Raw genomic sequence first — 24,824 nt, 5'->3', positions numbered from 1 at the left:
TGCCTGACCCACCAAACCACAAACAGGTGAGCAATATACAACGCGAAAAATGCGCACGCGTTACACACAGCAACACGATTGATACGCGGCAAATAGTATAAGGCAGCTTATCGTCGCCTTAATGCTGTTTTCTGTTGATGTTCGGGGGATTTCATCTTAATCCTAGGCTAGCAGCAGTAACGCGGCCTCAAAATAGGGGATATCCCCCGCGCTATTCGGGGAGCAGACTGAAGAATCGGGCAGGATTCTCGCCTGCCTGAGGCGGACTTTAAGTGACAGCATCAGGAAACGTTGAGGGCTTCACCTTTACGCCACTGGCGCGGGCTAATGCCAAACCAGCGACGGAATGCACGGGAAAAGGCGCTCACCTCGGAATAGCCGAGCAACAGCGCCATTTCCGAAATCGGTAGTTGCTTCTGTTGAAGATAGTGCGTCGCCATTTCACAGCGCAGTTTGTCTACCAGCAGAGAGAAACTGAGCCCCTCCTCCCGCAGACGACGCTGGAGCGACCAACTGGACAACCCCACCTTCTCCGCCACCTCTTCCAGCGTCGGCTCTTTCTGCATCAATAACAGATGAACCTGCGTACGCACCTGATCGACAATACTTTGCTGCGGTGACGTCTCATTCAGACGGCGAATCGCATCTTGCATCACCAACAGCAATGTCATATCGCGATCCGGCATAGTACGGACCAGTTGGTGTTTGGGCATAAGCAGAGAGTTATAGGGTTGGTCGAAATAAACTGGTGCATCGAACACCTTACAATGCTCATGCCACATTTCAGGTCGCGGATGCTCAAAATGCACTTCGCGCGGCGCCCAGTGCTTGCCCAAGACATGGCGAATCAGGTTGAGCAGCATACCCAGCGTCAGTTCAGCATCCTGCCGACGATGCAGAATAGCGCCGTGCCGAACCTGGTAATCCAGCCGCCAGCAGTCGCCTTTATCCACCATGCGCGTCAGCGTGTCGTGCTGATGGCAGGGAAACGCCTTCACCACATTGTGCAGCGCCTGCTCCAGCGTATCCGAACATAAACCGATATAGCCGATCAGGCCTAATGACTGCGGTTTAAACTGCTTGCCGTAGCGTAAACCGAAATTATCAACGCCTGAATTACGCGCGGCTTCCTCCATCACACGGCAATAGTTCACCAGCCCCAGACTGAGCGTCGGGCTGGCGAGCTGCTCGGGATCGACGCCGCTGATGCCGAATATACGATCGGCATCACCGCCATTATCATGGATAAAGTCGCCGAGTCCGGTTGCCGCCGCCGCCAGCACGCCACAGTTGCGGGAGAACGCCGCATTCAGCGCCGAAGAGTACGTCACGTTTTCCATTGCCTTTCACCTCGCCGTATCACACAACCCGCCAACGGGCCATGAAACGATCAGCAGACTTCATACCAGCAAGTTTCATACCAGAGCGTGAGGAAGCGAAATCAATGGGTTACAAATCTCTTGTGGGACGAGCAGGCATTACGATAGCGCACGCTGCCCGTCCGTGGTGCATTCAGGCCACGCCAATCGGCAGATCGCTGGTTTCCAGATAGCGCCGACACAGGCGCACGCTGTGTTTTGCCCAGTCTGGCCCAAGACTCTGCGCCATCTCGGTTTCTGCGTGCGACCCTACCCACGCCGTAAGCTGGATGCGCCGCTGGATCAACAGCGTCGGCAACAGCGCCAATTCCTCATCGCTGACGTGCGCCACACGTTCATAACCACACAGCCAGTTTTCAACCCACTCCGCCGCACGCGGATGGTGCTCGACAAAGCTGATCGCCGCGGCCAGATCGTGCAGATACCACCCCATACCGCAGTCATCAAAATCGATAACTCGCGTTTCGCCGCGATGCAGGAGCAGATTGGTCAGGCGCAGGTCGGCATGAATCAACCCGTAGCGGTGCGGCGATTTGCCAAATTCCGCCATTTCCGCCCCCATACGCCCGATGGCCTCTTCGACAATACCGTGTTCGCCATGCGATAGGTTCGGCGCGTCACGCCAGTTTCCCCAATGACTCTGCGCGCTGACCATCGTGTGATGATCCCAGACAATACGCTGGAAACCGTCAGGTTTCTGCCACTGGCGGCTATGTTGGTGCAGGCGAGCAGTGATCTCGCCCAGTTGCTGGAACGCTCGCGGATCAATGCGGGTGGTCGGCATCTCGCCGTCAATCCAGTGAAACAGCACGGCATAGCGACAGGAACCGTCGGATAAACCCAGTGACTGCACACGCTCCCCGTCCACATTACGAACCGCTTCCGGCACGGCAATGCCCGTCTCTCGCAGCGCATCCAGCCACAGCAGCTCGCTTTCAATCTCTGCTTTCTGGTGATAGTGGCTACGATGTAGTCGCAGTGCATAACGCTTACCTGCCGACGAAACAAGAAACGTCGCATTTTCCGAGCGGCACAGCAGCCGCACTTCGCCTTGTAGCGCCGCTGGGTAGCAAGCAAGCGCACGGTGCGCCAGCGAGGTAATTTCTGAATTATTTAAGGTGTCATATTGTTTAGCACTCATGGTTCCCACTCCGACGCGACTCAACGAGCGTTCAGCATGGCGTGTGTCGTACAGAGAAACTTGACGCACCAGAACCCCAGTTTGACCCCAGAAGGCGCAGGCGCGATACCCACCGTAAAAGTTGACTTCAGCGCGCAGCATTCGATGCGCCAGCGTCAAGTTTTCCACCAACAAGCGTGGGCATTATCGCTACACAAGCCAACAGGGGTTGCCGTACTGGCCCTGAATAACCATGAGCAGACTGACGGGGATAATGTGATGACGAGCAAATTAACGCCCACGCTGGGCACCCTGCATTTGTGGGGTATCGCGGTAGGACTGGTAATTTCTGGTGAATATTTTGGCTGGAGCTACGGCTGGGGTGTCGCTGGCACGTTGGGATTTTTAGTCACGACGCTGTTCATTGCCGCCATGTACACCTGTTTTATTTTTAGCTTTACCGAACTCACTACGGCGATCCCCCATGCTGGCGGCCCTTTTGCCTATAGCCGACTCGCGTTCGGCGATCTGGGTGGCCTGATTGCTGGTATGGCCACGCTGATTGAATTTGTTTTCGCACCACCAGCCATTTCAATGGCGATTGGTGCCTATCTGAACGTGCAATACCCTGAGTTGAATCCCAAATTCGCGGCCGTTGGCGCATACCTTATCTTTATGAGCCTGAACATTCTCGGCGTGAAGCTGGCGGCGATGTTTGAGCTGGTAGTCACGCTGCTGGCCGTCATGGAACTGCTGGTGTTTATGGGTGTGGTTGCGCCAGGCTTTAGCCTGAGTAATTTCGTGGCACACGGTTGGGCGGGACAACATGAATTTTCACCCGCGGCCATTTCCGGTATGTTTGCAGCGATACCGTTCGCCATCTGGTTTTTCCTCGCCATCGAAGGCGCAGCAATGGCTGCCGAGGAGGCGAAAGATCCGAAACGCACCATCCCACGCGCCTACGTGAGCGGCATCCTGACGCTGGTGGTGCTGGCAATTGGCGTGATGGTGATGGCTGGCGGCGTGGGTGACTGGCGTCAGCTCTCCGACCTCAACGATCCTTTGCCACAGGCAATGAAACTCATCGTCGGGGAAAACTCCAACTGGATGCACATGCTGGTGTGGATTGGTCTGTTCGGTCTTATCGCCAGCTTCCACGGCATTATTTTGGGCTATTCTCGCCAGTTCTTCGCACTGGCGCGCGCAGGCTATCTTCCGCCGGGGCTTGCCAAGCTGTCCCGCTTCCACACCCCACACCGCGCCATTCTGGCTGGTGGCGCAATCGGGATTGCCGCCATCTTCTGCGACGGGATTAACCTACAGGGCATGAACCTGACGGCAGCGATGATTACCATGGCGGTTTTTGGCGCCATCGTCATGTACATCATGAGCATGTTAAGCCTGTTCCGCCTGCGCCGTAGCGCCCCCAATATGGCACGCAGCTATCGTGCCCCCGGTTACCCTATCGTCCCCGCGTTCGCACTCGTCTGCGCCATCATCTGCCTGATTGCGATGCTCTGGTTCAACCCAGTGATCGGGGGGCTGTTCTGCACCTTTATGCTGCTCGGCTACCTCTATTTCCTGACGACCAAAGCACGACGGGAACATCTGCTCGAGCCGCTTGTCGCCGATGCCAACTAACACTGCGGCGCACATTTTATAACGGGAGAGAGTATGTCAACACGTTCAACCATCATGGATACCAACAGCTTCCGCGCCGAACATGCCGACGGCAAGAAATACCTCGATGTATAGGCACAGGTGTGATCGTGACGCGTGAAGCCTACCACGGCACCAGCGATCTGACCTCCGGCGTCTCACCTGCATTGGGCAGCGGCCAGCCGTTGGCGGCGACCACGCAGCTGGTTCCACCACCGGATGCCTATCGGGTCAATGCACCGGATCTGGGCTGCTGGCAAAAAGCGACGTACTCGCCGCCTTCAGCGACCAGATCCCCTACTTCAATACGTTCGGTGGGAATCCGGTGGCGATGACCGCGGCACAGGCGGTGCTGAAGGTGATTCACGATGAGCAGCTTCAGGAACACAGCCGCATCGTGGGTGCACAGTTGCTGGCGGAACTCACTACTCTTCAAGAAAAATACGCCAGTGTAGGCAACGTGCGCGGTGCTGGGCTATTCATCGGGTTTGAGCTGGTGAGTGACAGAGAGAACAAAACGCCGGATAAAGCACTGGCGCTGAATCTAACGGAAGCGCTACGCGACAACGGCGTACTGACGTCCGTGGCGGGTCCTTATGGCAACGTGCTTAAACTGCGTCCGCCGCTGGCATTCCAGAAACAAGATATCGACTGGCTGGTCGGCGCACTGGATGACTGTCTGGGGGCGCTAACGCGTACTTGATTTCGATCTCTTCCTCCTCATAGGGTTTCCATCGCAGCGGAAACCCTATGATAAATATAAAAATTACTCTGACTTACGATATAGTTACCTTTCTATCTATATAAAAATGATAATGACTATCATTTTTATTCTCATGAATTGAGTTTCTCAATGCATTCTGTCGAATTTCTACTGGCCATTGATTTTACCTAGCCACGGAATATGGCATTTGTGTATATAAGCGCAAAATGTAAATCAACGTAAGGATTGCGTTCATTTTGTGTAAAACCCTTTCTTTTATAAGCCTTATTTTTTTGAGCGTCAGCAGCTCAACCTTTGCCGCCACTGCCATCAGCCCAACGGATCGAGATGCGCTGGAGCTCCAGCAAAAAGCATTATTAGAGCAGGCCAAGCAGCAGCGTTTATCGTTGGAAAACAGCACCACCTTAACGATACCCACGGTCACAGCATCAGCAGCAAAGGATGCCGTCTGCTTCCCCATCCAAAGCATTGTCTTTCACGGTGCAAACACTCTCTCGACGAAAGATCGGACCGCTCTCCAGCAACGCTACCAAAATCGCTGCCTTGATTTAGCCACCATCCATAACGTCGTGAGGGAAACCACCAACACCTACCTCAATCACGGCTTTGTCACCAGTCAGGCCTATTTACAGGAGCAAGACCTCTCCGGCGGCACGCTCATCATCAGCGTCAGCGAGGGAAAAATAGAAGCCATCCGCATGGAAGGGGAAACACCACTGGCAATCAAGATGGCATTCCCCGGGCTGGAAGGACGTATTCTTAATCTGCGCGATATCGAACAAGGGATGGAACAGATTAATCGCCTGCCTTCGCAACAGGTGGCGATTGATATTCAGCCGGGAAAACAAGCCGGAAGTTCGATTGTTTATCTAAAACGCACCACAAAATCCCGCCCTGTGGCCTTGTCTCTCAGCACGGACAACAGCGGACAAAAAAGCACGGGCCGCGAACAACTTTCCACTCATCTCACGCTCGATAACCCGCTGCGACTCGCTGACCGCTGGTGGCTCACCGCCAGCCGTGATAGCGCATTCAACCATCGCTACGGCAGCAAAGCCTTATCGGGCGGGATGTCCTTGCCTTATGGCTACTGGACACTCGGCTATCAATACGCCTGGAACGACTTTTTCCAGCCGATCCCGATTGGCAGCAGCGCGTATCGCTATGAAGGCCAAAGCAATACCCATCGACTCAACCTCAACAGAACGCTCTATCGGGATGGGAAGCAAAAGCTGGCGCTGGATAGCGCGCTTTCTCGTCGACGCACCGAGAACCGCATGGCAGGCGAACGCCTTGAAGTCAGCAGCCCTACGGTCAGCAGCGCCAGTATTGGACTCAGCTACAGCACCACGCTGGCAGGTGGATATTTTACGCTCAACCCGATGCTAAGCCACGGCTTGAGGAGCTGGGGCGCGACGGATGACACAAAGGAAAACAGTGGCCTGCCACGCAGCGAGTTCCGTAAATTTAGCGTCAGCAGCAGCTATTTCTACCCGCTTGCACCTTCGCTGACCTTCCTGACCTCCCTCTACGGCCAAACCACGCCGGACAACCTGTATACCAGCGAACGCGTCTCGCTCGGCGGCGAGTATTCCGTGCGGGGCTTTAAGGAACAAACGCTGACCGGCAATCGGGGTTTCTACTGGCGTAACGAAGTGAACTGGCAATTCGCCACGCTGCCGTTCCTGGGCGATATCGCGCTCACAACGGCAGTGGATAGCGGATGGATCGCCGGGAAAACCGGCAAAGTCGATGGCGGCAATATGACCGGCGCTTCCGTTGGTCTGTCCGCGTCTTCACGTTGGGTAAGCCAATCCGTGTCGCTCGGTGTGCCGCTGCATTTCCCGGACGATCTCCATCCCGATAACGCCGTCGTTTACTGGAACGCCTCCCTCCCCGTTACAGCACTTTTTGATTAAGCATTGATTCACAGCAAAAGGAAAACAAGGAAAGTCACATGGAAAAATTCAATAACCGCACCACACGCGGGCTTAGCTATCTGCTGATCTACCTGACCGCAATTCAACCCTTACACCCTGCATTCGCGGCGCTCACGCCAGACGGCCCACGTACGCAGGTCAACAACGCGGGTGCCGTCCCGGTCATCAATATCGCGACGCCAAATGCGGCAGGTGTTTCTCACAATACCTATAAAGATTTCAGCGTCGGAACACCTGGTGCCGTGCTAAATAACAGCATTGCCGCAGGTCAATCGCAGTTGGCCGGACAGGTAAACGCTAACGCCAACCTCAATGGCAAAGCGGCCGATTTGATTATCAACGAGGTGACGGGCTCCACCCGCTCAGACCTGCAAGGGAAAATAGAAGTCTTCGGGAATAAAGCCAACGTATTGATTGCTAACCCTAACGGCATCACCTGTGACGGATGTGGGTTTATCAACACGCCTTCAGCCACGCTGACGACGGGTAAACCGGTGTTAGATCAGCAAGGCGCACTTGAAGCGCTGGAAGTGAAAAAAGGCAGCATCACCATTGGTGGCAAAGGCCTGGACGGTTCAGCAACGGATTATGTCGATATCCTCAGCCGGGCAACCGAACTGAACGGCAAAATCAACGCGAAAAACCTGACGCTAACTCAAGGCAGCAATCGGGTCGATTTCAAAACCGGCACGATCGTTCCTATCGCCGGAGAAGGTGCAAAACCACTACTGGCAGTCGACACCAAAGCGCTTGGCGGCATGTACGCTGAACGTATCCGACTCGTGGCAACCGAGGATGGCGTTGGTGCGAACGTCGCTAACCTGACCAGCTCTCAGCAAGGCATTACGCTAGACAGCAAAGGTAAAATCCAGCTCGGTAATGTGCACGCGAAAACCGATATTAATCTGACTGCACAACAGGTCGACATCGCCGCAGGCAATACGGTGAAAAGCGATCGTGATATCACGCTTGCCAGTACCGTATTGAATAACCAAGGGAATATTATAGCAGGCGAAGATATGCGCCTGTTCAACGATAACCTGACCAACACGCAGGCCACCATTCAGGCCAACAACAACCTGTGGATCCAAAAAGACGCGACGGGGAATAAAGGCGTTAAGGTCGAAAATCGTTCAGGGACGATTAAAACCAATATCGGGGATTTGGTGATTCGGACGAGATCGCTTAACAATGTCAGAGATCAGATCGTTGTAAAAGAGAAGAAGGATTTAACTTACGCCAACCTTAATGTTGGCAATGAATTACCAATACGATCGCTTTCCGATGCAAAAACATATATCCCTTTAATTGTTAAAAAAGAGCTTGAAGGGGACGTTGCTACATCTGAATCCGAAATTCACGGAGCAAAAAACCTCTATATTAATGCTACACGGTTGGAGAATAACGCCAGCAATTTGAAATCCTATGGAAATATCTTTCTGGCAGGACAGGAATTTTTAAATATCTCCCCGTTGTTAAAACAAACTGAACATACAACCAATTTCCGCTCAGAAACGGCACAAGAACAGGCCATTAGACGTTCGAATACGCCACAATCGGCCAGTACAACTATTTTGGATGATGGTATACCGCTTATCCTTGCCTACTATAAAGTCAAAGACAAAGAGAGCGTTTTTAAAGGCGAGCAGTTGCTATCGGCAAAGGTACATGCCACTGGGAATGTCGTTGCAGATTTTGAAAGGCTAATAAAAATAGGAAATGTCCTGCAACCAACCTCTCCAACGGTTGTCACTCCTGACACAATAAACATTAATGGAAATGAAGTTTTACTGAATGCTGGTGATATAAAAATAAATGGTATAATTGAATCATCAAATAATATAAATTTGATTTCTAAAAATCAAACAATTATTGACAACTCAAATTTACTATCAAAAAACAAAGATATAAACATCAACTCCATTGCCACAATTGCTTCAACGATATCGGTTTTGAAAGCAAATAACGTTAGTCTTAACAGCCGTGAAGGTAATATCTATTACTCCACAGGCACGCGACCAACATTTAATGATAATGGCGATCGTCAGTATGCATCACTCCACGCAGGAGATACGCTTTCTTTAAATTCGGGTGGGAATATAAATTTATCAGGTGTTATTTTTGGAGATAACACAAACACTGCATTAACTGCCAAAAAAGACATCATAATTAACAATCATCAATACGATTTAATCACTCATAAAACGGGGACGGGAGTAACGCAGAACAACGATCAAGAGAGATTTGACAACACATTATCTAAGTTAAATAAAATATTTTCAAGAAACAGCATCCTTGCCAAAGCAGAAGGTAACCTATCTTTATTTGGAGTATTTTTTAACTCAGGAAGGGATATTGATTTAATCGCCAATGGCATCCTGACTATCGACTCTAAAAAGACAGATGAGGCTTATAAAAAATATCTTCCATCAACACGCCACCCTTCATTGTCAAGTCGAATTGTGAGTAACGGAAATCTATTAATAAACTCAGGAAATACACTTAGTATTAAATCAGCAAACTTATCCGCCAGTAATATCACTCTCTTGGCTGGTAACACTCTTTCATTACTTTCTACCGCGTATTCTGCCATCGCCACTCCTGATGAGGACAATAGAGACGATCGCCATGCTATCACTCAGATTAATGCAAGGAGAAATCTTACCCTTGCCACAAATGGCGATCTCATTGCATACGGAAGTTCATTGTCCTCAATAGGGGATATGACGTTAAGCTCCCGTGGAAAGATGGAATTTAACGCACTAAAAAATTACGCGATGCGAGAAGGCAATAATGAATTTAATGAGTCTACGACACAACAAAATGTCGTGTTAAACAGCGGTGGTGTGCTGACGCTGTTATCCAACAGCAGCATCTTATTCCAGGCAACGAGTTTAGTTGCAAAAGGCGCAATGGATGTTGCTGCTAAAGGGGGATTCCTGTATGCGCAGGCCATGGAAGAAACCAATCACTATGAAACAGAATCCAGTAGCCGCACCTGGTATGGCAAAAAGAAAAAAGGTAAACAGACATATCATAGTGTCAGCAACAAAGTAGCTGAGTTTACTGCAGGAAGTGACATCAGTCTGCTTAGCCGCGATGACAGCATCTATGAAGCCAGCAAAATAGCGGCAGGCAAGAACGCCAAACTCACCAGCACTAAGGGTCAGGTCATCTTTAAAGCGGTAAAAAATACCACGTTCGAGCAAACCATCACCACATCGAAAGGTTTTTTCATTAAAAATTCCGATAAGGGATACACCAAGGACACATGGCTATTGCCATCTATCCATGCAGGTGGTCAGTTTACCGTTGATGCCGCAACAGGGATTTCCGCTGACGTAAAAACACACAATGCTAAATCGCTGCAAGAAGCATTGCTGATACTCAGCAATACACCAGGAGCAACGTGGCTCAAAGGGCTGAATAGTCGTAAAGACGTGCAATGGAACGCAGTACAGGATGCCTACAGCAGTTGGAACCACACCACACAAAGCCTGAACCCCGTAGTGGGTGCCGTGATTGCCATTGCCGTTGCGGCAGTTACCGCAGGAGCGGGATTGGCAGGGATGGCGGCGACAGCAGCAGCCGGTACGACTTCAGGGATGACAGCCACCGTGATGTCTGGAGCTGTCTACTCTGGGATGACGGCACTAACCTCACAGGCAGCCATCGCGCTGATCGACAACAAAGGCAACCTGACCAAAACCATGCGGGCATTAGGTAGCAGCGCCTCTGTTCAATCGCTGGTGACTTCAATGGCTGTGGGTGGTGCGTTAGCCAGTTTTGATCACATATTAAAAACTGGCCGTGCGGTTGTTGGCGCAGAGAAATTACCCATGCTCAGCAACGGTGACTGGAGTAAGGTGGCGCAACGTGTCGCCGGACAGTCAGTTATCAGCTCCAGCATCGGCACCGCGATTAACGGCGGTAGCTTCAAAGATAATTTCACCACCGCGCTCCTAAGTAATATCGGCAGCCAAATTAACGCTGAAGGGGCGAAGTTTATAGGGGATAACGGCTCTGTCCTTGATGTGCCGGGCAAAGCACTCAGCCATGCTGTCGTTTCGGGCATAGCGGCTGAAATCAGCGGTGGTAACGTCAAAGGCGCTGCGGCAGGCGCACTGGCAGCAGAGCTGGCTGGCATAATTATTAACGATAACCTTGTAAAATCAGAAGGATGGCAAGAAAAGCAGGCTCAAATTAGCCGCTTCGCGGGTGCGATTATGGGCGCAGTCGCCACAGGCAAAGCCAGTGGCGTAAATAGCGGTGCCAACGCTGCTGAAATTGTTGAACGCTTTAATCGACAATTGCACCTTGATGAAATTCAGGCCATCAAAGAGCTTGCCGAGGGTAACAAAGAGAAAGAAATGCGCCTGTTGGCAGCATCCTGTCGCAAAGTTAACTGTGTGGCGCAGGAATCGTTAAATTCAGAAGAACGTCAGCAATATGAAACGTTGATGGCGCTGTACCCTGCAACACGCGAAGAAGATGGAATACTCGCCAATTATTGGGTGCAAAAAGATCGGCAACGTACAAGCAATTACCCGCTTTATGTAGGCTATGACATGGAACAGCTGTTTACCTATACTACAGGCGACAGCATTTCTGATGGTCAGATGTTTGCCAGAAACCAATGGATTGAAAATTTTAGCCAGATGACAGGCTGGTCTAAGGACACAGTAGAAGCTTTAGGTTTTGGTATTTCGATAGCGAGTACATTCGCGGGCATCGGGAAGGCAGGCGTTGGTAATCAATACCTGTCAAAAAGCCTCGTGACGCCAACCGCAGGCTGGAAAAGTTATCTGGTTAATGAGAAGACCATACAGCAGACGGTAGCATTTAAACAACAGGTGACAGACCTAAGAGCAGGACTACCATCAGATCCCAAACGTAGTGGTAATGTTGCCGTCGCAGATATTAATATCCCCGGCATTCCAAAAACACTAGCTGCGCATAGTGGTGTGAATGTATCCGGTAATGGCTTAGTTGGTAAAGGAAGTGAGAGTTTCAAATACCAAGAGATACCTAACAATAAGGGGTTTATAATAGCCAGAAATACGGATTCAGAATATAAGATACTGGATAATATTTCAGACAAATTAGCTGGTAATATATCAGCTAAAGGAACGGTTACTATCTTTACAGAGCGTCCAGCCTGTGGAAGTTGCTTAGGAGTTGTAGAGCAATTTCAGCAAAGATACCCTGGGATTGAAGTGAAAATACTTGACAACAACGGGATTACATTGAGACCAGGAGCAAAAAAATGACAGAGGAAAGAATTAATTATGAAGAAATTAAAAACTCTCTTTTAAGATATTATTATGCCTATTGCAGGAATAAAATTGAGTCGTTTAATCGCCGAGGTGAAAGATGGGCTGAACATGAGTCAGAGATCGGCTATGCATACTATCAGTTTGAAAATGCCTATGCATTAGATATAGAAAACCTAATGCTCGACGTGGTCACATTGGTTTTAATGGCAGGAAGGGGACCACAACAGGTTGAAAAAAATTTACGTAACAGTATAAACAGTATCCTCTCAAATCAAGGTTTGGATAAACTAACCCAAGATATTACCGAGGAAGAAAAATCAGATCTTCTCTATGATATGTCTTTACTCGGGCTAATTGATAAAAAATCAGAATAGATTCAATAGAGCGGCCCTTTCTGGGCCGCTAACTTATAGGAAAGTAAAATTAATACCCTATCGCTGCCCCGGCCGGGCGGCGGATATCATTTGCGCCGTACAGGTAACCTTCACGCACTTTCCCGGATACCGCCGAGTCATTGCCCGAATCCGCAGGCGTCACGCCCGCCGCACCTGGTAAGCCAACCAGAATCAGCTCTGCTGCGCCCCAAGGCGTCTGTTCCACCATCTTGTAGCCGCGCTGCTTCAGCAGGTTCAGCGTATCCGCAGACAGCCCACGCTGTTCGTAATACACCTCGTCCGGCAGCCACTGATGATGGATGCGCGGTGCGTCCACCGCTTCCTGCGGCGCCATGCCGTGATCGATAATATTCAGCGCCGTTTGCAGCGTGATGGTGATAATGCGCGAACCGCCGGGCGAACCGAGCACCATGAAGACTTTTCCATCTTTCGTCACCAGTGACGGGCTCATGGACGAAAGTGGGCGCTTACCGGGGGCGATCGAATTACGTTCCCCTTGTACTAATCCGTACAGGTTTTTCTCGCCAACCTTCACGGTAAAGTCATCCATTTCGTTATTGAGGAAGAAGCCCGTACCCGGCGCAATTACCACCGAACCAAAACGCCCGTTGACGGTATAAGTCGTGGACACCGCATTGCCCTGATTATCCACGATGGAGTAGTGCGTCGTTTCTGGTCGCTCGTGCGGGCCAATCCCCGGCTGCACGTTTTCGGACGGCGTCGCGTTCTCCGGTTCGATTTTTTTGCGGATTTCGGCGGCATAATCCTTACTCAACAGGCGCTCGACGGGATTACTCACAAACGCCGGATCGCCGAGGTACGTGTTACGGTCCATGTAGGCGTGGCGCATCGCTTCCGTCAGCACATGCACGGTGGCTGCCGAGTTAAAGCCCGTCGATTTAATGTCGTAGCCTTCGACAATATTGAGAATTTCACACATCGTGACACCACCGGAGCTGGGCGGTGGCGAAGAGACAAATTGATAACCGCGATAGTTACAGGTTATCGGTGCCGTTTCGGTAATACGGTAATCGGCAAAATCAGCTACCGTCAGAATCCCACCACCCTGCTTTGCCGCTTTCTCCACCATCTGCGGGATTGTGCCCTTGTAGAAAGCATCCGGCCCTTTAGCGGCGATCGCCGCCAGCGTATTCGCCAGATCGGTTTGAACCAGCTTATCGCCGGGCTGCAACGCACTACCGTCAGGACGCAGGAAAATGCGCGCCGCCTCAGGATCGGCTTTGAAGCGCTTGACGGTGGTGTCCAGAATATCGGTGTCTGCTCGCGTCAGTTCAAAACCTTCACGCGCCAGTTTAATTGCGGGTGCCATCACCTGTTCGCGCGTCAATTTGCCGTATTTTTGCAGCGCAGTATCCAGCCCCAGCACCGTTCCCGGTACGCCAGCGGCCAGATAGCCGTACAGGCTCGCGTCTTTTTTCACGCTCCCATCAGCGTTCAGATACATGTTGGCGCTGGCTGCCGCAGGTGCCGTTTCACGGAAGTTGATAAAGGTGTCTTTCCCATCGGCCAGGTGCAGCGTCATAAACCCACCGCCGCCGATATTGCCACAACAGGGGTTCACCACAGCCTGCGCGTAACCCACGGCCACGGCGGCATCAATCGCATTGCCGCCCATTTTCAGGATATCGACGCCGATCTGCGAAGCCAGATATTGCGAGCTGACCACCATACCGTTTTTCGCTTCCACCGCAGGGGCCGATGCGGCCTGCACGGTTCCACTCACCAGCAACGCCGTCACGCTCAGTGACAGCAGCCATTTTCCCGATGTTTTGTTTTTTATTCTCATTCCGACCCCTTTATCCCGTTGATTTCACTCACTGCTTTTATTTCTTACCCTCTTGCCTGGCTAACTTGCAAAATCCACACCAATAAACAGACACGGCTTAACGGATTCACCAGCAGCAGTAAAAAGCGTAGGAAAGGCATGAGAAATTGCGAGTATGTCGTGCCACCTTTGCGACCCGGCACGATCTATACGCACCGTCATAAAGCAACGTGACAAAAAACCGCCCCGCAAAAGAAAGGAACAAATAAGGATGCGGGACGGCGGAGAATCAATCCTTACGGGGATCGCTAATCGGCTGGCGAACGAGGAAAACGTAGGCCAGCGCACCCAATACCGTCACACAACCACAGATGATCAGCGCCAGACGGAAGGAATTCGTGGTATCCACAATAAAGCCGGTCACAATCGGGGCGAATGATGCGCAGATGAAGCTAGCAAAGTTTTGGATACTGCCGACCGATGCCGTCATACGCGACGCAACGGCAACATGGATCAGCCCCCAGCACGATGTTCCCGCGAAGTGGATGCAGAACAACGCCATACTAATCAGTGACACAGCCTCGATTGAGGTTGTCGCCTGTGGCACCACAAAAGTAAAAGCGGCTGAGCACAACATACCAGCAATGATGCAGATTTTACGGCTCTTGATCGGCTCCATTCCTTTTTTCACTAACCAATCCGTGACATAGCCGTTCACCAGCATTCCGGCGGCACCAAACAGGAAAGGGATCGCCGCCATCAGACCCGTGCTTTTTAAATCCAGATTATAAGCCGTTTGCAGATAGCCGGGCAGCCAGGCCAAATATAACCACGCGGTATAGTTGATGCCGCTAAAACCCAGCATCATGCCCCACATCGTGCGGTTACGAAACAGACTGCGCCATTCAATAAAACTCAACGGATCGCGGCGAGCGTTCACACTGCCCGCGTTCAGGTAATTCTGCTCATCCGCGGTGAGTTCAATCTGCTCACGGTTGCGATACAACATATACCAGCCGATAGCGAGGAAAATGCCGAATAGGCCGATGGTAATGAACATGCCGCGCCAGCCCATAACTAACATCATCGCCGCCAGAATGGGTGGACTTATCGCAACACCAATGGTTGAAGCCGCATTAAAGAATCCCATCGGACGGCCACGTTCTTTGATGTTAAACCAGTCGTTGATCACCTTCACGCCGCATGGATTCATCGGTGCTTCACCAATTCCCATACCAATACGAACCAGTACGAACTGAGTGAAGCTGTGTACCATGCCAGACAGCGCCTGAAACAGTGACCAGAAAAACATCCCAAGGCCCAGCATAATGCGCGGGCCTTTACGATCCAGCAACGGCCCACAAGGGAGCTGTGCAATCCCATAGGCAAGAGAGAAAACGGAGAGTAATGCCCCGATTTCTGTCGCACTTAGCCCCAATTCCTGACGAATCGTTAAGTTAGCCACCGACAGAGAACTTCGGTCGAGATAATTAATCACCGCAGCAAAAAATAGCAGAATCATTGCGGTAGTTTGAATACGTTTAATTCGACTACTGCGTTTAATTATTCCCTCTGGCGGTGCTGAAGAACGGGTATCAAACGAAGAACGCGGGTCTAGCGTTATATTATTCTTTTCCACGTCTGGCTCCTGGATATTATAATTTTATCTTTACTCAACGCAGGGTTGAGTAAAGTGGTTTTAAACGGAAAGCAATGAAATATGTCATCACCACTCACGAATTTTTATTAATAAATTCGACTTCTCGTGAGCATAGATAAGAGATATTTCTCAGGCGTTTTTATTTTGATAAAACCGTGCTCTTGATAATGATTTACGGTTTTTAATCGGTTTTTAATAGTCAGCCCGCGCTGTTTGATTAATTGAGCGAATCATCGATTGTTTAGCTGAATCCAAATGGTTACGTAGCGCCAGCGTGGCATCCAGATCGCTTCGGCAGATCAACGCGCTGAGGATGGTCATGTGCTCGTCAATCGCAATGATGTTGCGCTGTTTGAGATCGCTTTCATCCCACTGGTAGTGGAAATGGAATATTACAGAGATGATTTCAAGAGACTGATCAAAAAAGACATTTTCAGCAGCAGAGAGTAAAAGCGCATGAAAGCTACGGTCGAGCTGTGAGAACATGCGAAAGCTGTTACCAATGCTGTCACGTAACATACGGTGGCGTTCCAGCAAGGTTCTGGCCTGTAGCCAACGGGGGTCGTCGTCCGGCAAATTGAGGAAATGTTGCAGAGCATGCGTCTCCAGCATTTCCCGCAATTCAAAGAGCTGTTCCGCATATGCCTGATCGAACTCTTTCATGCTCCACTGCCCACGTTTTTCGTTCTGAATCAGGTTGTAGCGCCCAAATTTTAACAGATACTCGCGTACTACCACCGGGCTGACACCCGCGTCGCGCGCGAGTTGTAGCTCGGAGAAGACCTCACCGACACGGAGCTGACGCTGGTTGATCATGGTGAAAAATGCCTGCTCGAAAATGCGGTTTTGCTCATCCATCGGCGCGGTAATGCAGGTGAACCCATCGTCGTGGTCGGGTTTTCGGGCAATCACATAATCGCTGCCAACCTGTGTAAGCACACCGCAGTCACGCAGGTGAACCAGAATATGACGCACCGTCGTGCGGCTGATGTTATACATCTCCGCCAGCGCATTTTGCGACGGCAGAGGCGACGGAATATGACCACGGGCCATATCGTCGATAATCTGATTAATAACATTGTGACGTAAATTTTGTGAACGACTCATGAGAGATCTCCTTTTTTGCACACATTAAAAACCGATTTAAAACATTTTTATGAGTCCGCACTCACAATTTACAGCTCCTATCTCTCATCAATATTTTTTTTCATCAATATCTGGAAAAACAAAAAACAGGAGAGAAAAATCATGTCAACAATGAATACATTGATTTGCCAGGAACCGAAAAAACTTGTCTGGAAAAAACGTGAAATACCTATTCCGGGTGAGAGTGAAACATTAATTAAAATTAAGTCTGTGGGTATTTGTGGAACAGATATTCATGCCTGGGGAGGGAATCAACCCTTTTTTAGCTACCCACGCGTATTAGGTCACGAAATATGTGGTGAGGTTGTCGATACAGGCAAAAATGTACATCAATTTAAAAAAGGCCAGCAGGTTGCCGTTATTCCCTACGTAGCCTGTCAGCAATGCCCTGCCTGCAAAAGCGGCCGTACCAACTGCTGCGAGAAAATTTCAGTCATTGGCGTACATCAGGATGGCGGATTCAGCGAATATCTAGCTGTGCCCGCCACAAACGTACTGCTTGCAGAAGGGATCGATCCACAAGCGGCGGCATTGATCGAGCCATATGCCATTAGCGCGCATGCTGTTCGCCGGGCGAAAGTGCAACGTGGCGAACAGGTGCTGGTCGTCGGTGCCGGCCCCATTGGCCTCGGCGCAGCGGCCATCGCCAAAGCAGATGGCGCTCAGGTGGTGGTTGCGGATACCAGCGCTGCCCGCCGCGAACACGTCATTGCCAACCTGAATCTGCCGGTCGTCGATCCCTCTGCCGAGGACTTTGAGGCCCAGCTACGCGCCGAATTTGGTGGTTCATTGGCTGAAAAAGTGATTGATGCCACGGGAAACCAGCATGCGATGAACAACACCATTAACCTGATCCGACACGGTGGCAGCATCGTGTTTGTCGGTCTGTTTAAAGGTGATTTACAGTTCTCCGACCCTGAATTCCATAAGAAAGAAACCACGATGATGGGCAGCCGTAACGCCACACCGGAAGATTTTGCCAAAGTGGGACGTCTAATGTCTGAAGGCAAACTCACCGCAGAAATGATGCTGACGCACCGTTACCCGTTTGCCACATTGGCTGACATCTATGAAAAGGATGTCATTAACAACCGTGAGCTAATCAAAGGCGTCATCACATTTTGATGAGGGAATAATCATGAAGACATTGAATCGGAAAGACTTTCCCGGCGCATGCTATCCAACAAAAGTGATTCAGTTTGGTGAAGGCAACTTCTTGCGCGCCTTTGTGGACTGGCAGTTAGATGTGCTGAATGAGAAGACCGATCTTCAGGCGGGCGTAACGATTGTGCGCCCGATTAATACCGATTTTCCACCGTCGCTCAATACGCAAGATGGGCTTTACACCACGGTCATTAGGGGGCTTAACGAACAGGGCGAGGCAGTCAGCGATGCGCGTCTGATCCGATCGGTGAATGGCGAGATTAACCCGTATCAGCATTTTGCCGATTACCTGGCACTGGCCCATAATGCCGCCACTCGCTTTGTTTTTTCAAACACCACGGAAGCGGGCATCAGCTATCACGCTGGAGACAGCCTCAACGATACGCCGCCAGTCAGTTTTCCCGCCAAGCTGACACGACTGTTGCTGGAACGCTTTACGTATTTTAACGGTGAGAGCGATAAAGGCTGGGTCATCATCCCCTGCGAACTGATCGACTATAACGGTGAAGCGCTTAAAGCTCTGGTTCTGCGCTATGCCCAGGAATGGCAGCTCTCACCCGCGTTTATCGACTGGATTGAGACGGCAAATACCTTCTGTTCCACGCTCGTGGACAGAATCGTAACGGGATACCCGCATGAAGAATCGTCAGCGCTGGAAGAGAAACTGGGCTACCACGATGCCTTTCTGGATACCGCCGAACATTTTTACCTCTTTGTCATTCAAGGCCCCAACTGGCTAGCGGATGAACTGAAACTTGCAGAATGCCCGCTTAATATCCGCATTGTTGACGACATCAGACCCTATAAAGAACGTAAAGTGGCGATTCTGAATGGTGCACACACCGCTCTGGTTCCAGTTGCCTGGCTCTGCGGGCTAGATACGGTAGGTGAAGCCATGCAGGATGCCGATGTGCGTCGCTTTGTAGAAAATACGCTACATCAAGAAATCATCCCGGTGCTGGATTTACCGGCGAATGAGTTGCGTGAATTTGCCGATGCCGTCACCGGACGTTTTCAGAATCCCTATATTCGCCATCAGTTGCTCTCCATCGCACTCAATGGCATGACTAAATTCCGCACACGTATTCTGCCGCAGTTGCTGGCAGGCCACCGCGACGGGCGCTTTCCGGCACGGTTGACGTTTGCACTGGCCGCGCTGATTGCCTTCTACCGCGGAGAACGAGCGGGCGAGACTTATCCTTTACAAGATGATGAGCAGTGGCTCAGCCGTTACCGCCAGCGGTGGCCACGTGTTGGGACCGATCTAACCGTGCATGAATTGGTCAACGAGGTGCTCGCCAATACCGCGCACTGGGGTGAAGATCTCACCCAACGGTCAGGTTTAGTGGAGCAGGTGACAGCCGATCTGAACGATATTTTGGCGCAAGGGATGCGCCAGGCAGTGAAAGCGCGGGAATAGCGATGATCGACAGCGCCCGCCGGGCGCTGTTTCTCTGGCAAGAGAATACGTTCTGCTACGATTGCCGCACGGGCAGCCATAAACGCAGCCGCGCACCAAACACATTCACCAACAGGCCGACCATAATCAGCACCGCGCCCACGATCTGTAGTAACGAGAGCGATTCACCCAGAAAAATGGCGGCACTGACCAGCCCAACCACTGGCACCAGCAGCGACAGCGGGGCCACACGCCAGGTTTCATAGCGCGCCAGCAGGCTTCCCCAAATCCCGTAGCCGATGATGGTTGCCGCAAATGCCAGATAAACCAGAGATAATATCGTCGGCAGTTGGATAGTCGTTAAACTATGGACAATCGCGTCCCGACCTTCAAACAGCCAGGAGCTGATGAAAAACGGCACGACAGGCACCAGCGCCCCCCACACCACCAGCGACATGATGCGCACATCGCTGTTTTGGCTCATGATCACTTTATTGATAATGTTGCCCACCGCCCATGACAGCGCCGCCGCCAGCGTCAGCAGCAGCGTGGTGGTAGTCATTCCAGAGGACATTTGCAGCGCTGTGCGACCTTCTGCCAGCACGACCATCCCTAGCGCCGCCACCAGAATGCCGACCACGTGATTCCAGCGCAGCTTTTCGGAGAGTAAGACCGCGCCAACCAGCAGCGTAAAAAAGGCCTGCGCCTGTAACACCAGTGACGCAATCCCCGCAGGCATACCCAGCTTGATGGCGAGGAACAAGAAGCCAAACTGACCAAAGCTGATCGTCATGCCATAGGCGAGCAGCCATTTCAGGGGAATACGTGGGAAAGGAACAAAGAAAATAGCCGGGAGCGCCACCAGCGAAAAACGTAGCCCTGCCAGTAAGAAAGGCGGCATGTCGTTCAGCCCAACCTTGATCACCACGAAGTTCACGCCCCATAGCACGACAACACACAGCGCGAGCAGCGCATCTTTCAACGACATTCTCATCCCCTGATCAAATACGTAACAAATACCTTCTTCAAGGTACGCGTAAAATGAAAATACGGATAAGAAAAGATAATTATGGCTTTACGTGACAATGACTCAGCGTAACCAACGTGAGATAGCCGACCACCAGATTCTGTGGTCGGCATAGATAACGTTACTCGATGGCAATAGGTTTTTCCGTCAGCGTGGTTTTGTTGTCACCCTGAATGGCTTTCACTTGCTGCTCCGTTTTCTGTACTGCCTCTGCACTACTCAACAGGCTGTATGTCAGCTCAAACGTCGTGCTCTGGCCGGGCTGTAGCTTTTTGACCCGCCCTTGTTCGCGTTCAATCGTAACCGGATAGGCGTAGTTAGTGCCGGGTTCGATCCCCGTGACGTAACCCTGTTTTTCCGTGTCCGTGTTTTTCCACAGCGTCAGCAGCGGCAGCTGATGGGTATCAAAGGCAATCGACACGCCCTTATCCCCCGCCTTGTTCACCAGCGCCGCCAGCGTTTTACCCTGTGCATCCGTATACGGCGTAATGTTGAACACCATTTCATCAAAGTCTTTTGTCGGCCCTTTGTAGGTTTGCCAGGTTGCGAGACCCGCTTTGGCATGGTCATTAAACGGAGAAATATCTTTTACCGGTGCGATGAAACGCGCACCTTCTTCCAGAATCGGCGTACCGAAATTGCTGTGGTAGATAATCTGATAGTCACGCGCATAGTCGGCTTTGTTGGTCAGCACATCGTGCACGGTAAACGACTCGCTGCCGGGGACGTAACGCAGCTCAGTCCAGGTTTCCAGATTCGACTTCTTAAAGCTGTTTTCCTTCAGCAGGCCGCGCACCGTAATGGTATGCGGCGCTTTATCACTGACTTCCACCACCACTTTTGACGCTGGCGTGTTGCCCGCACGGCCATGCAGGGTATAGATCATGCCCTCGCTGACAACCGGGTGCCCCGTCCATTCGAAGCCGCAGCGCACCATCATCTCATTGAAACCTTCCAGCCAGCCCAATCCATTACGGCTTTCCAGATTGATGGTATTCGGGTTGACGACCTCATCAACTGGCGAATCCCACCCTAAGCGGATGTTTTTGCCCGTTACATGCAGCAAGTTCATCCCTCGCGTCGGGCTGAGGGCAATTTTCAGGCCGTCCTGGCTGGTAATTGTGATCACTTTACTGCCTTCCTGACGTCCGCCGTGCAGGACTTTTTGCTCAATGCTGAAATGCTGATTTTGTATCTTCAGGGCATCACTGCCAATTTGCCAGTTTCCCTTTTCCACACTGCCTTCAGCATCTGTCAGCACAAACGTCTGTGCCGATAGTTGCCATGATGTCAGCGCCAGTGTAATGCCTATAGCCAGTAATTTTTTCATGTTAACCATCCCTCTCTGCTGAATTGTTTTAGCTAATGCGAGCTAAAGACTACAAATCAGCAGATGGTCAGAATGTGATAGCTATCACCAGATGGAAAAATTCGGCATTGTCGCGTTATTTATCCAATTAGCATCACTAATTCACTATGAATGGCATCTATAATTGCAGAATTATTGAGACATCGATCGGTAAAAGCTGACATCGTTTCAGCAAAATAAAGCCGACCGTCTGAAATCATTTCCACGCGCCTATTTATCTCAGCGATTTACTCTGACAATCAAAAACTAAACAGGATAAAAAATTGTCGGGCTGTTTTTTGACCACATTGCACCCTATTGGCGCAAGCGCTATGGTTGCCGCTAACCTGTGTACGACCACTGATAACTAAACTATGAACTTTTCTCTTTTCGGTAAGAAATTCACGCGCCACGCTGGCATCACTCAATTAATGGACGATCTGAACGAAGGGCTGCGTACGCCAGGCGCCATCATGCTGGGCGGCGGCAATCCGGCGCATATTCCGGAGATGGACAGCTACTTCAAACAGCTGTGTCAGGATATGCTGGAACAAGGGAAATTAACGGAAGCGCTATGCAACTACGACGGCCCGCAAGGTAAGGATACGCTGCTTAAGGCGCTGGCCGAGCTGCTGAGTAATGAATTAGGCTGGCAGATTGGACCACAGAACATTGCGCTAACAAATGGCAGCCAGAGTGCGTTTTTCTACTTATTTAACTTATTTGCCGGTCGCCACAGCGATGGCAGCCTGAAAAAGGTGCTGTTCCCGCTGGCACCGGAATATATCGGCTATTCGGATTCCGGGCTGGACGACAATATGTTCGTCTCCGTTCGTCCTCAGATCGAGCTGTTGCCCGAGGGGCAATTTAAATATCACGTCGATTTCGATAACTTGTCGATTACCGATGATATCGGGCTGGTCTGCGTATCCCGCCCGACCAATCCAACTGGTAACGTGCTGACCGACGACGAGCTAATGCGTCTGGATATTCTGGCGCAGCAGCACAACATTCCCCTGCTGATTGATAACGCCTATGGCGTGCCGTTTCCCGGCATTATCTTCAGCGATGCGACGCCGCTGTGGAACCCGAACATCATCCTGTGCATGAGCTTGTCCAAGCTGGGTCTGCCCGGCTCACGCTGCGGTATCGTCATTGCGGATGAAAAGGTGATCTCCGCCATCGGCAACATGAACGGCATCATTAGCCTGTCTCCGGGTGCGGTCGGCCCGGCGCTGGCACACGAGATGATTCAGCGTGGCGATCTGCTGCGCTTATCTAATGACGTCATCCGCCCGTTCTACCAGCAGCGTGTAACAGAAACCATCGCAATCATTCGCCGCTATCTATCGCCCGAGCAGTGCCTGATTCATAAGCCGGAAGGTGCGATCTTCCTGTGGCTGTGGTTTAAGGATCTGCCTATCACGACGGAAATTCTGTACCAGCGCCTGAAAAAACGCGGCGTTCTCATGGTGCCGGGTCACTACTTCTTCCCCGGCTTAGATCAGGACTGGCCGCACGCTCACCAGTGCATGCGCATGAATTATGTGCCGGAGCCGGAAAAAATCGAACGCGGTATTGCGATTCTGGCGGAAGAAGTGGAAAAGGCGATGCAGGAAGGCTAACTCGCCGCAAGAATAGACGCGTCATTAAACGAAATACGGTTGGGGCAACGCACCGCCCCACTATTTTTACCGCCTACTTTCAGCATGCTAAGGCCAGGCATTTCCCTCTTTTTATTCACTCTCCCAGTTTTTGCCATCCCGTCCTTACCGCCCACCACATTAGGCGACTAACGATTAGCCAGTTGAATTATGTTTTGCATTTTTAATCGGTAATAACATTTATTTACCCCCAATCAATAGCTAACTCCTTCAAAAAAGACGCTAATCTCACATGTCTAATCAAAATTTTCAGAATAATTGCGCATTCTGCGCAACTTCTTGCTCACTTTCTGGTTGAAATCACTTTTTGCGCAATGGATGCCGTTTTTTCACGAGGTCTGCGCAACTTTTTGCTCAAATTTTGCTTAAGGAAAATTTGAGTTAAGTTATTTTATATTAAAAACAATAAGATAAAAGTTGGCACGTGAATTGCTATACAGAACGTGAAGTTATTCAACTCGTTCAACAATTCATTTCGTTCAACAACAAGGAGCAAGACTATGCCAACTCCATGCTATATCAGCATCGAAGGGAAAACGCAGGGCAACATCACCGCGGGTGCTTTCACCTCTGACTCTGTCGGCAACATCTATGTGGAAGGCCACGAAGATGAAATGCTGGTGCAGGAATTCAAACACATCGTCACCGTACCGACCGACCCGCAGTCTGGTCAGCCATCCGGTCAGCGTGTGCACAAGCCGTTCAAATTCACTGTCGCGCTGAACAAAGCCGTACCGCTGATGTACAACGCCCTGGCATCTGGTGAAATGCTGCCGACCGTGACCCTGAAATGGTATCGCACCTCGGTGGAAGGCAAGCAGGAGCACTTCTTCTCTACCATCCTGACCGATGCCACCATCGTGGATATCGACTGCAAAATGCCACACTGTCAGGACCCGTCCAAGCTGGACTACACCCAACTGATTGAAGTGTCGCTGGCCTACCGCAAAATTGACTGGGAGCACACCGTTGCCGGGACTTCCGGCTCTGATGACTGGCGTGCACCGGTCGAAGCGTAATTTTGTTGTATTCAACCCGGGCTTGTCCCGGGTTTTTTGCGTGCACTGCCCTGAGGTCTGATTCTCCCAGACCTGAGTGCAGACAACACGGTTTTCATCACGGGACGCGAGGGAATAA

15 protein-coding genes and 1 pseudogene are annotated in these 24,824 nt (G+C 51.0%); 9 read left to right on the top strand and 7 right to left on the bottom strand.

The features are described from left to right. Nucleotides 1-281 precede the first annotated feature (281 nt). Together qhpR and DMB82_RS00345 are read right to left on the bottom strand one after the other, a co-directional pair. On the bottom strand, nt 282-1,340 hold the full coding sequence (gene qhpR, locus DMB82_RS00350; RefSeq protein WP_102118109.1) for an AraC-like transcriptional regulator QhpR: 1,059 nt from the start codon (nt 1,338-1,340) through the stop codon (nt 282-284). A gap of 172 nt (nt 1,341-1,512) precedes the next feature. Further along, complete coding sequence (locus tag DMB82_RS00345; protein WP_102118108.1) at nt 1,513-2,520, bottom strand: phosphotransferase enzyme family protein; 1,008 nt, start codon at nt 2,518-2,520, stop codon at nt 1,513-1,515. A 258-nt stretch (nt 2,521-2,778) separates the two neighbouring features. Here DMB82_RS00345 and eat point away from each other — a divergent pair, with 258 nt between their 5' ends. From eat to DMB82_RS00320, 5 genes and pseudogenes are all read left to right on the top strand, one after another. Beyond that, a complete protein-coding gene (gene eat / locus DMB82_RS00340; RefSeq protein WP_116156622.1) occupies nt 2,779-4,140 on the top strand; it encodes an ethanolamine permease in 1,362 nt (453 codons plus the stop codon). Between the two features lie 113 nt (nt 4,141-4,253). Beyond that, a pseudogene (locus DMB82_RS00335) lies at nt 4,254-4,861 on the top strand (aminotransferase class III-fold pyridoxal phosphate-dependent enzyme); the annotation flags it as partial. Between the two features lie 257 nt (nt 4,862-5,118). Next, a complete protein-coding gene (locus DMB82_RS00330) occupies nt 5,119-6,801 on the top strand; it encodes a ShlB/FhaC/HecB family hemolysin secretion/activation protein (RefSeq protein WP_116163927.1) in 1,683 nt (560 codons plus the stop codon). 38 nt (nt 6,802-6,839) lie between these two features. Then, entirely contained in the window at nt 6,840-12,092 is a 5,253-nt protein-coding gene (locus tag DMB82_RS00325; protein WP_116163925.1) for a DUF637 domain-containing protein, read from the top strand. Further along, the gene (locus DMB82_RS00320) at nt 12,089-12,472 is read left to right on the top strand and encodes a hypothetical protein (protein WP_116163923.1); all 384 of its coding nucleotides are present in this window, start codon (nt 12,089-12,091) and stop codon (nt 12,470-12,472) included. Before DMB82_RS00325 ends, DMB82_RS00320 begins: the two co-directional genes overlap by 4 nt. A gap of 49 nt (nt 12,473-12,521) precedes the next feature. Here the strand turns inward: DMB82_RS00320 and ggt are convergent, their stop codons facing one another. The 3 genes from ggt to DMB82_RS00305 all read right to left on the bottom strand — a co-directional run bounded on the left by ggt (nt 12,522) and on the right by DMB82_RS00305 (nt 17,046). Then, the gene (ggt, locus tag DMB82_RS00315; protein WP_116163921.1) at nt 12,522-14,300 is read right to left on the bottom strand and encodes a gamma-glutamyltransferase; all 1,779 of its coding nucleotides are present in this window, start codon (nt 14,298-14,300) and stop codon (nt 12,522-12,524) included. A 268-nt stretch (nt 14,301-14,568) separates the two neighbouring features. Beyond that, nucleotides 14,569-15,918 (bottom strand): MFS transporter, encoded by a 1,350-nt coding sequence (locus DMB82_RS00310; protein WP_116163919.1) that lies wholly within the window; start codon nt 15,916-15,918, stop codon nt 14,569-14,571. A 213-nt stretch (nt 15,919-16,131) separates the two neighbouring features. Beyond that, entirely contained in the window at nt 16,132-17,046 is a 915-nt protein-coding gene (locus tag DMB82_RS00305) for a GntR family transcriptional regulator (RefSeq protein WP_103943617.1), read from the bottom strand. A gap of 141 nt (nt 17,047-17,187) precedes the next feature. Between DMB82_RS00305 and DMB82_RS00300 the strand changes: the two genes are divergently transcribed. Both DMB82_RS00300 and DMB82_RS00295 read left to right on the top strand, forming a co-directional pair. After that, nucleotides 17,188-18,210: a zinc-binding alcohol dehydrogenase family protein gene (locus DMB82_RS00300; protein ID WP_103971442.1), complete on the top strand. Its 1,023-nt coding sequence runs from the start codon at nt 17,188-17,190 to the stop codon at nt 18,208-18,210. Nucleotides 18,211-18,223: 13 nt separating this feature from the next. Next, entirely contained in the window at nt 18,224-19,669 is a 1,446-nt protein-coding gene (locus DMB82_RS00295; RefSeq protein WP_116163917.1) for a tagaturonate reductase, read from the top strand. A 55-nt stretch (nt 19,670-19,724) separates the two neighbouring features. Here the strand turns inward: DMB82_RS00295 and DMB82_RS00290 are convergent, their stop codons facing one another. Together DMB82_RS00290 and DMB82_RS00285 are read right to left on the bottom strand one after the other, a co-directional pair. Continuing rightward, nucleotides 19,725-20,636: an EamA family transporter gene (locus DMB82_RS00290; RefSeq protein ID WP_116163915.1), complete on the bottom strand. Its 912-nt coding sequence runs from the start codon at nt 20,634-20,636 to the stop codon at nt 19,725-19,727. Between the two features lie 160 nt (nt 20,637-20,796). Then, a complete protein-coding gene (locus tag DMB82_RS00285) occupies nt 20,797-22,005 on the bottom strand; it encodes an aldose 1-epimerase family protein (RefSeq protein WP_116163913.1) in 1,209 nt (402 codons plus the stop codon). A gap of 392 nt (nt 22,006-22,397) precedes the next feature. Between DMB82_RS00285 and DMB82_RS00280 the strand changes: the two genes are divergently transcribed. Then, nucleotides 22,398-23,648: a valine--pyruvate transaminase gene (locus DMB82_RS00280; RefSeq protein WP_116156658.1), complete on the top strand. Its 1,251-nt coding sequence runs from the start codon at nt 22,398-22,400 to the stop codon at nt 23,646-23,648. A 539-nt stretch (nt 23,649-24,187) separates the two neighbouring features. Continuing rightward, entirely contained in the window at nt 24,188-24,706 is a 519-nt protein-coding gene (locus tag DMB82_RS00275; protein ID WP_044208411.1) for an Hcp family type VI secretion system effector, read from the top strand. Nucleotides 24,707-24,824: the final 118 nt, after the last annotated feature.

This window comes from Pectobacterium aquaticum (assembly GCF_003382565.3).
Lineage (GTDB): Bacteria > Pseudomonadota > Gammaproteobacteria > Enterobacterales > Enterobacteriaceae > Pectobacterium > Pectobacterium aquaticum.
The sequence above is the reverse complement of the archived record's forward strand: the minus strand, read 5'-3'. Positions and strand labels throughout refer to the sequence as shown.

Excerpts from the sequence above, each read along its gene's own strand:
- DMB82_RS00290 (WP_116163915.1), bottom strand. The coding sequence starts at position 20,636 with ATGTCGTTGAAAGATGCGCTGCTCGCGCTGTGTGTTGTCGTGCTATGG.
- ggt (WP_116163921.1), bottom strand. The coding sequence starts at position 14,300 with ATGAGAATAAAAAACAAAACATCGGGAAAATGGCTGCTGTCACTGAGC.
- DMB82_RS00280 (WP_116156658.1), top strand. The coding sequence starts at position 22,398 with ATGAACTTTTCTCTTTTCGGTAAGAAATTCACGCGCCACGCTGGCATC.
- DMB82_RS00305 (WP_103943617.1), bottom strand. The coding sequence starts at position 17,046 with ATGAGTCGTTCACAAAATTTACGTCACAATGTTATTAATCAGATTATC.
- eat (WP_116156622.1), top strand. The coding sequence starts at position 2,779 with ATGACGAGCAAATTAACGCCCACGCTGGGCACCCTGCATTTGTGGGGT.
- DMB82_RS00300 (WP_103971442.1), top strand. The coding sequence starts at position 17,188 with ATGTCAACAATGAATACATTGATTTGCCAGGAACCGAAAAAACTTGTC.
- DMB82_RS00285 (WP_116163913.1), bottom strand. The coding sequence starts at position 22,005 with ATGAAAAAATTACTGGCTATAGGCATTACACTGGCGCTGACATCATGG.
- DMB82_RS00345 (WP_102118108.1), bottom strand. The coding sequence starts at position 2,520 with ATGAGTGCTAAACAATATGACACCTTAAATAATTCAGAAATTACCTCG.
- DMB82_RS00275 (WP_044208411.1), top strand. The coding sequence starts at position 24,188 with ATGCCAACTCCATGCTATATCAGCATCGAAGGGAAAACGCAGGGCAAC.
- qhpR (WP_102118109.1), bottom strand. The coding sequence starts at position 1,340 with ATGGAAAACGTGACGTACTCTTCGGCGCTGAATGCGGCGTTCTCCCGC.
- DMB82_RS00295 (WP_116163917.1), top strand. The coding sequence starts at position 18,224 with ATGAAGACATTGAATCGGAAAGACTTTCCCGGCGCATGCTATCCAACA.
- DMB82_RS00320 (WP_116163923.1), top strand. The coding sequence starts at position 12,089 with ATGACAGAGGAAAGAATTAATTATGAAGAAATTAAAAACTCTCTTTTA.
- DMB82_RS00325 (WP_116163925.1), top strand. The coding sequence starts at position 6,840 with ATGGAAAAATTCAATAACCGCACCACACGCGGGCTTAGCTATCTGCTG.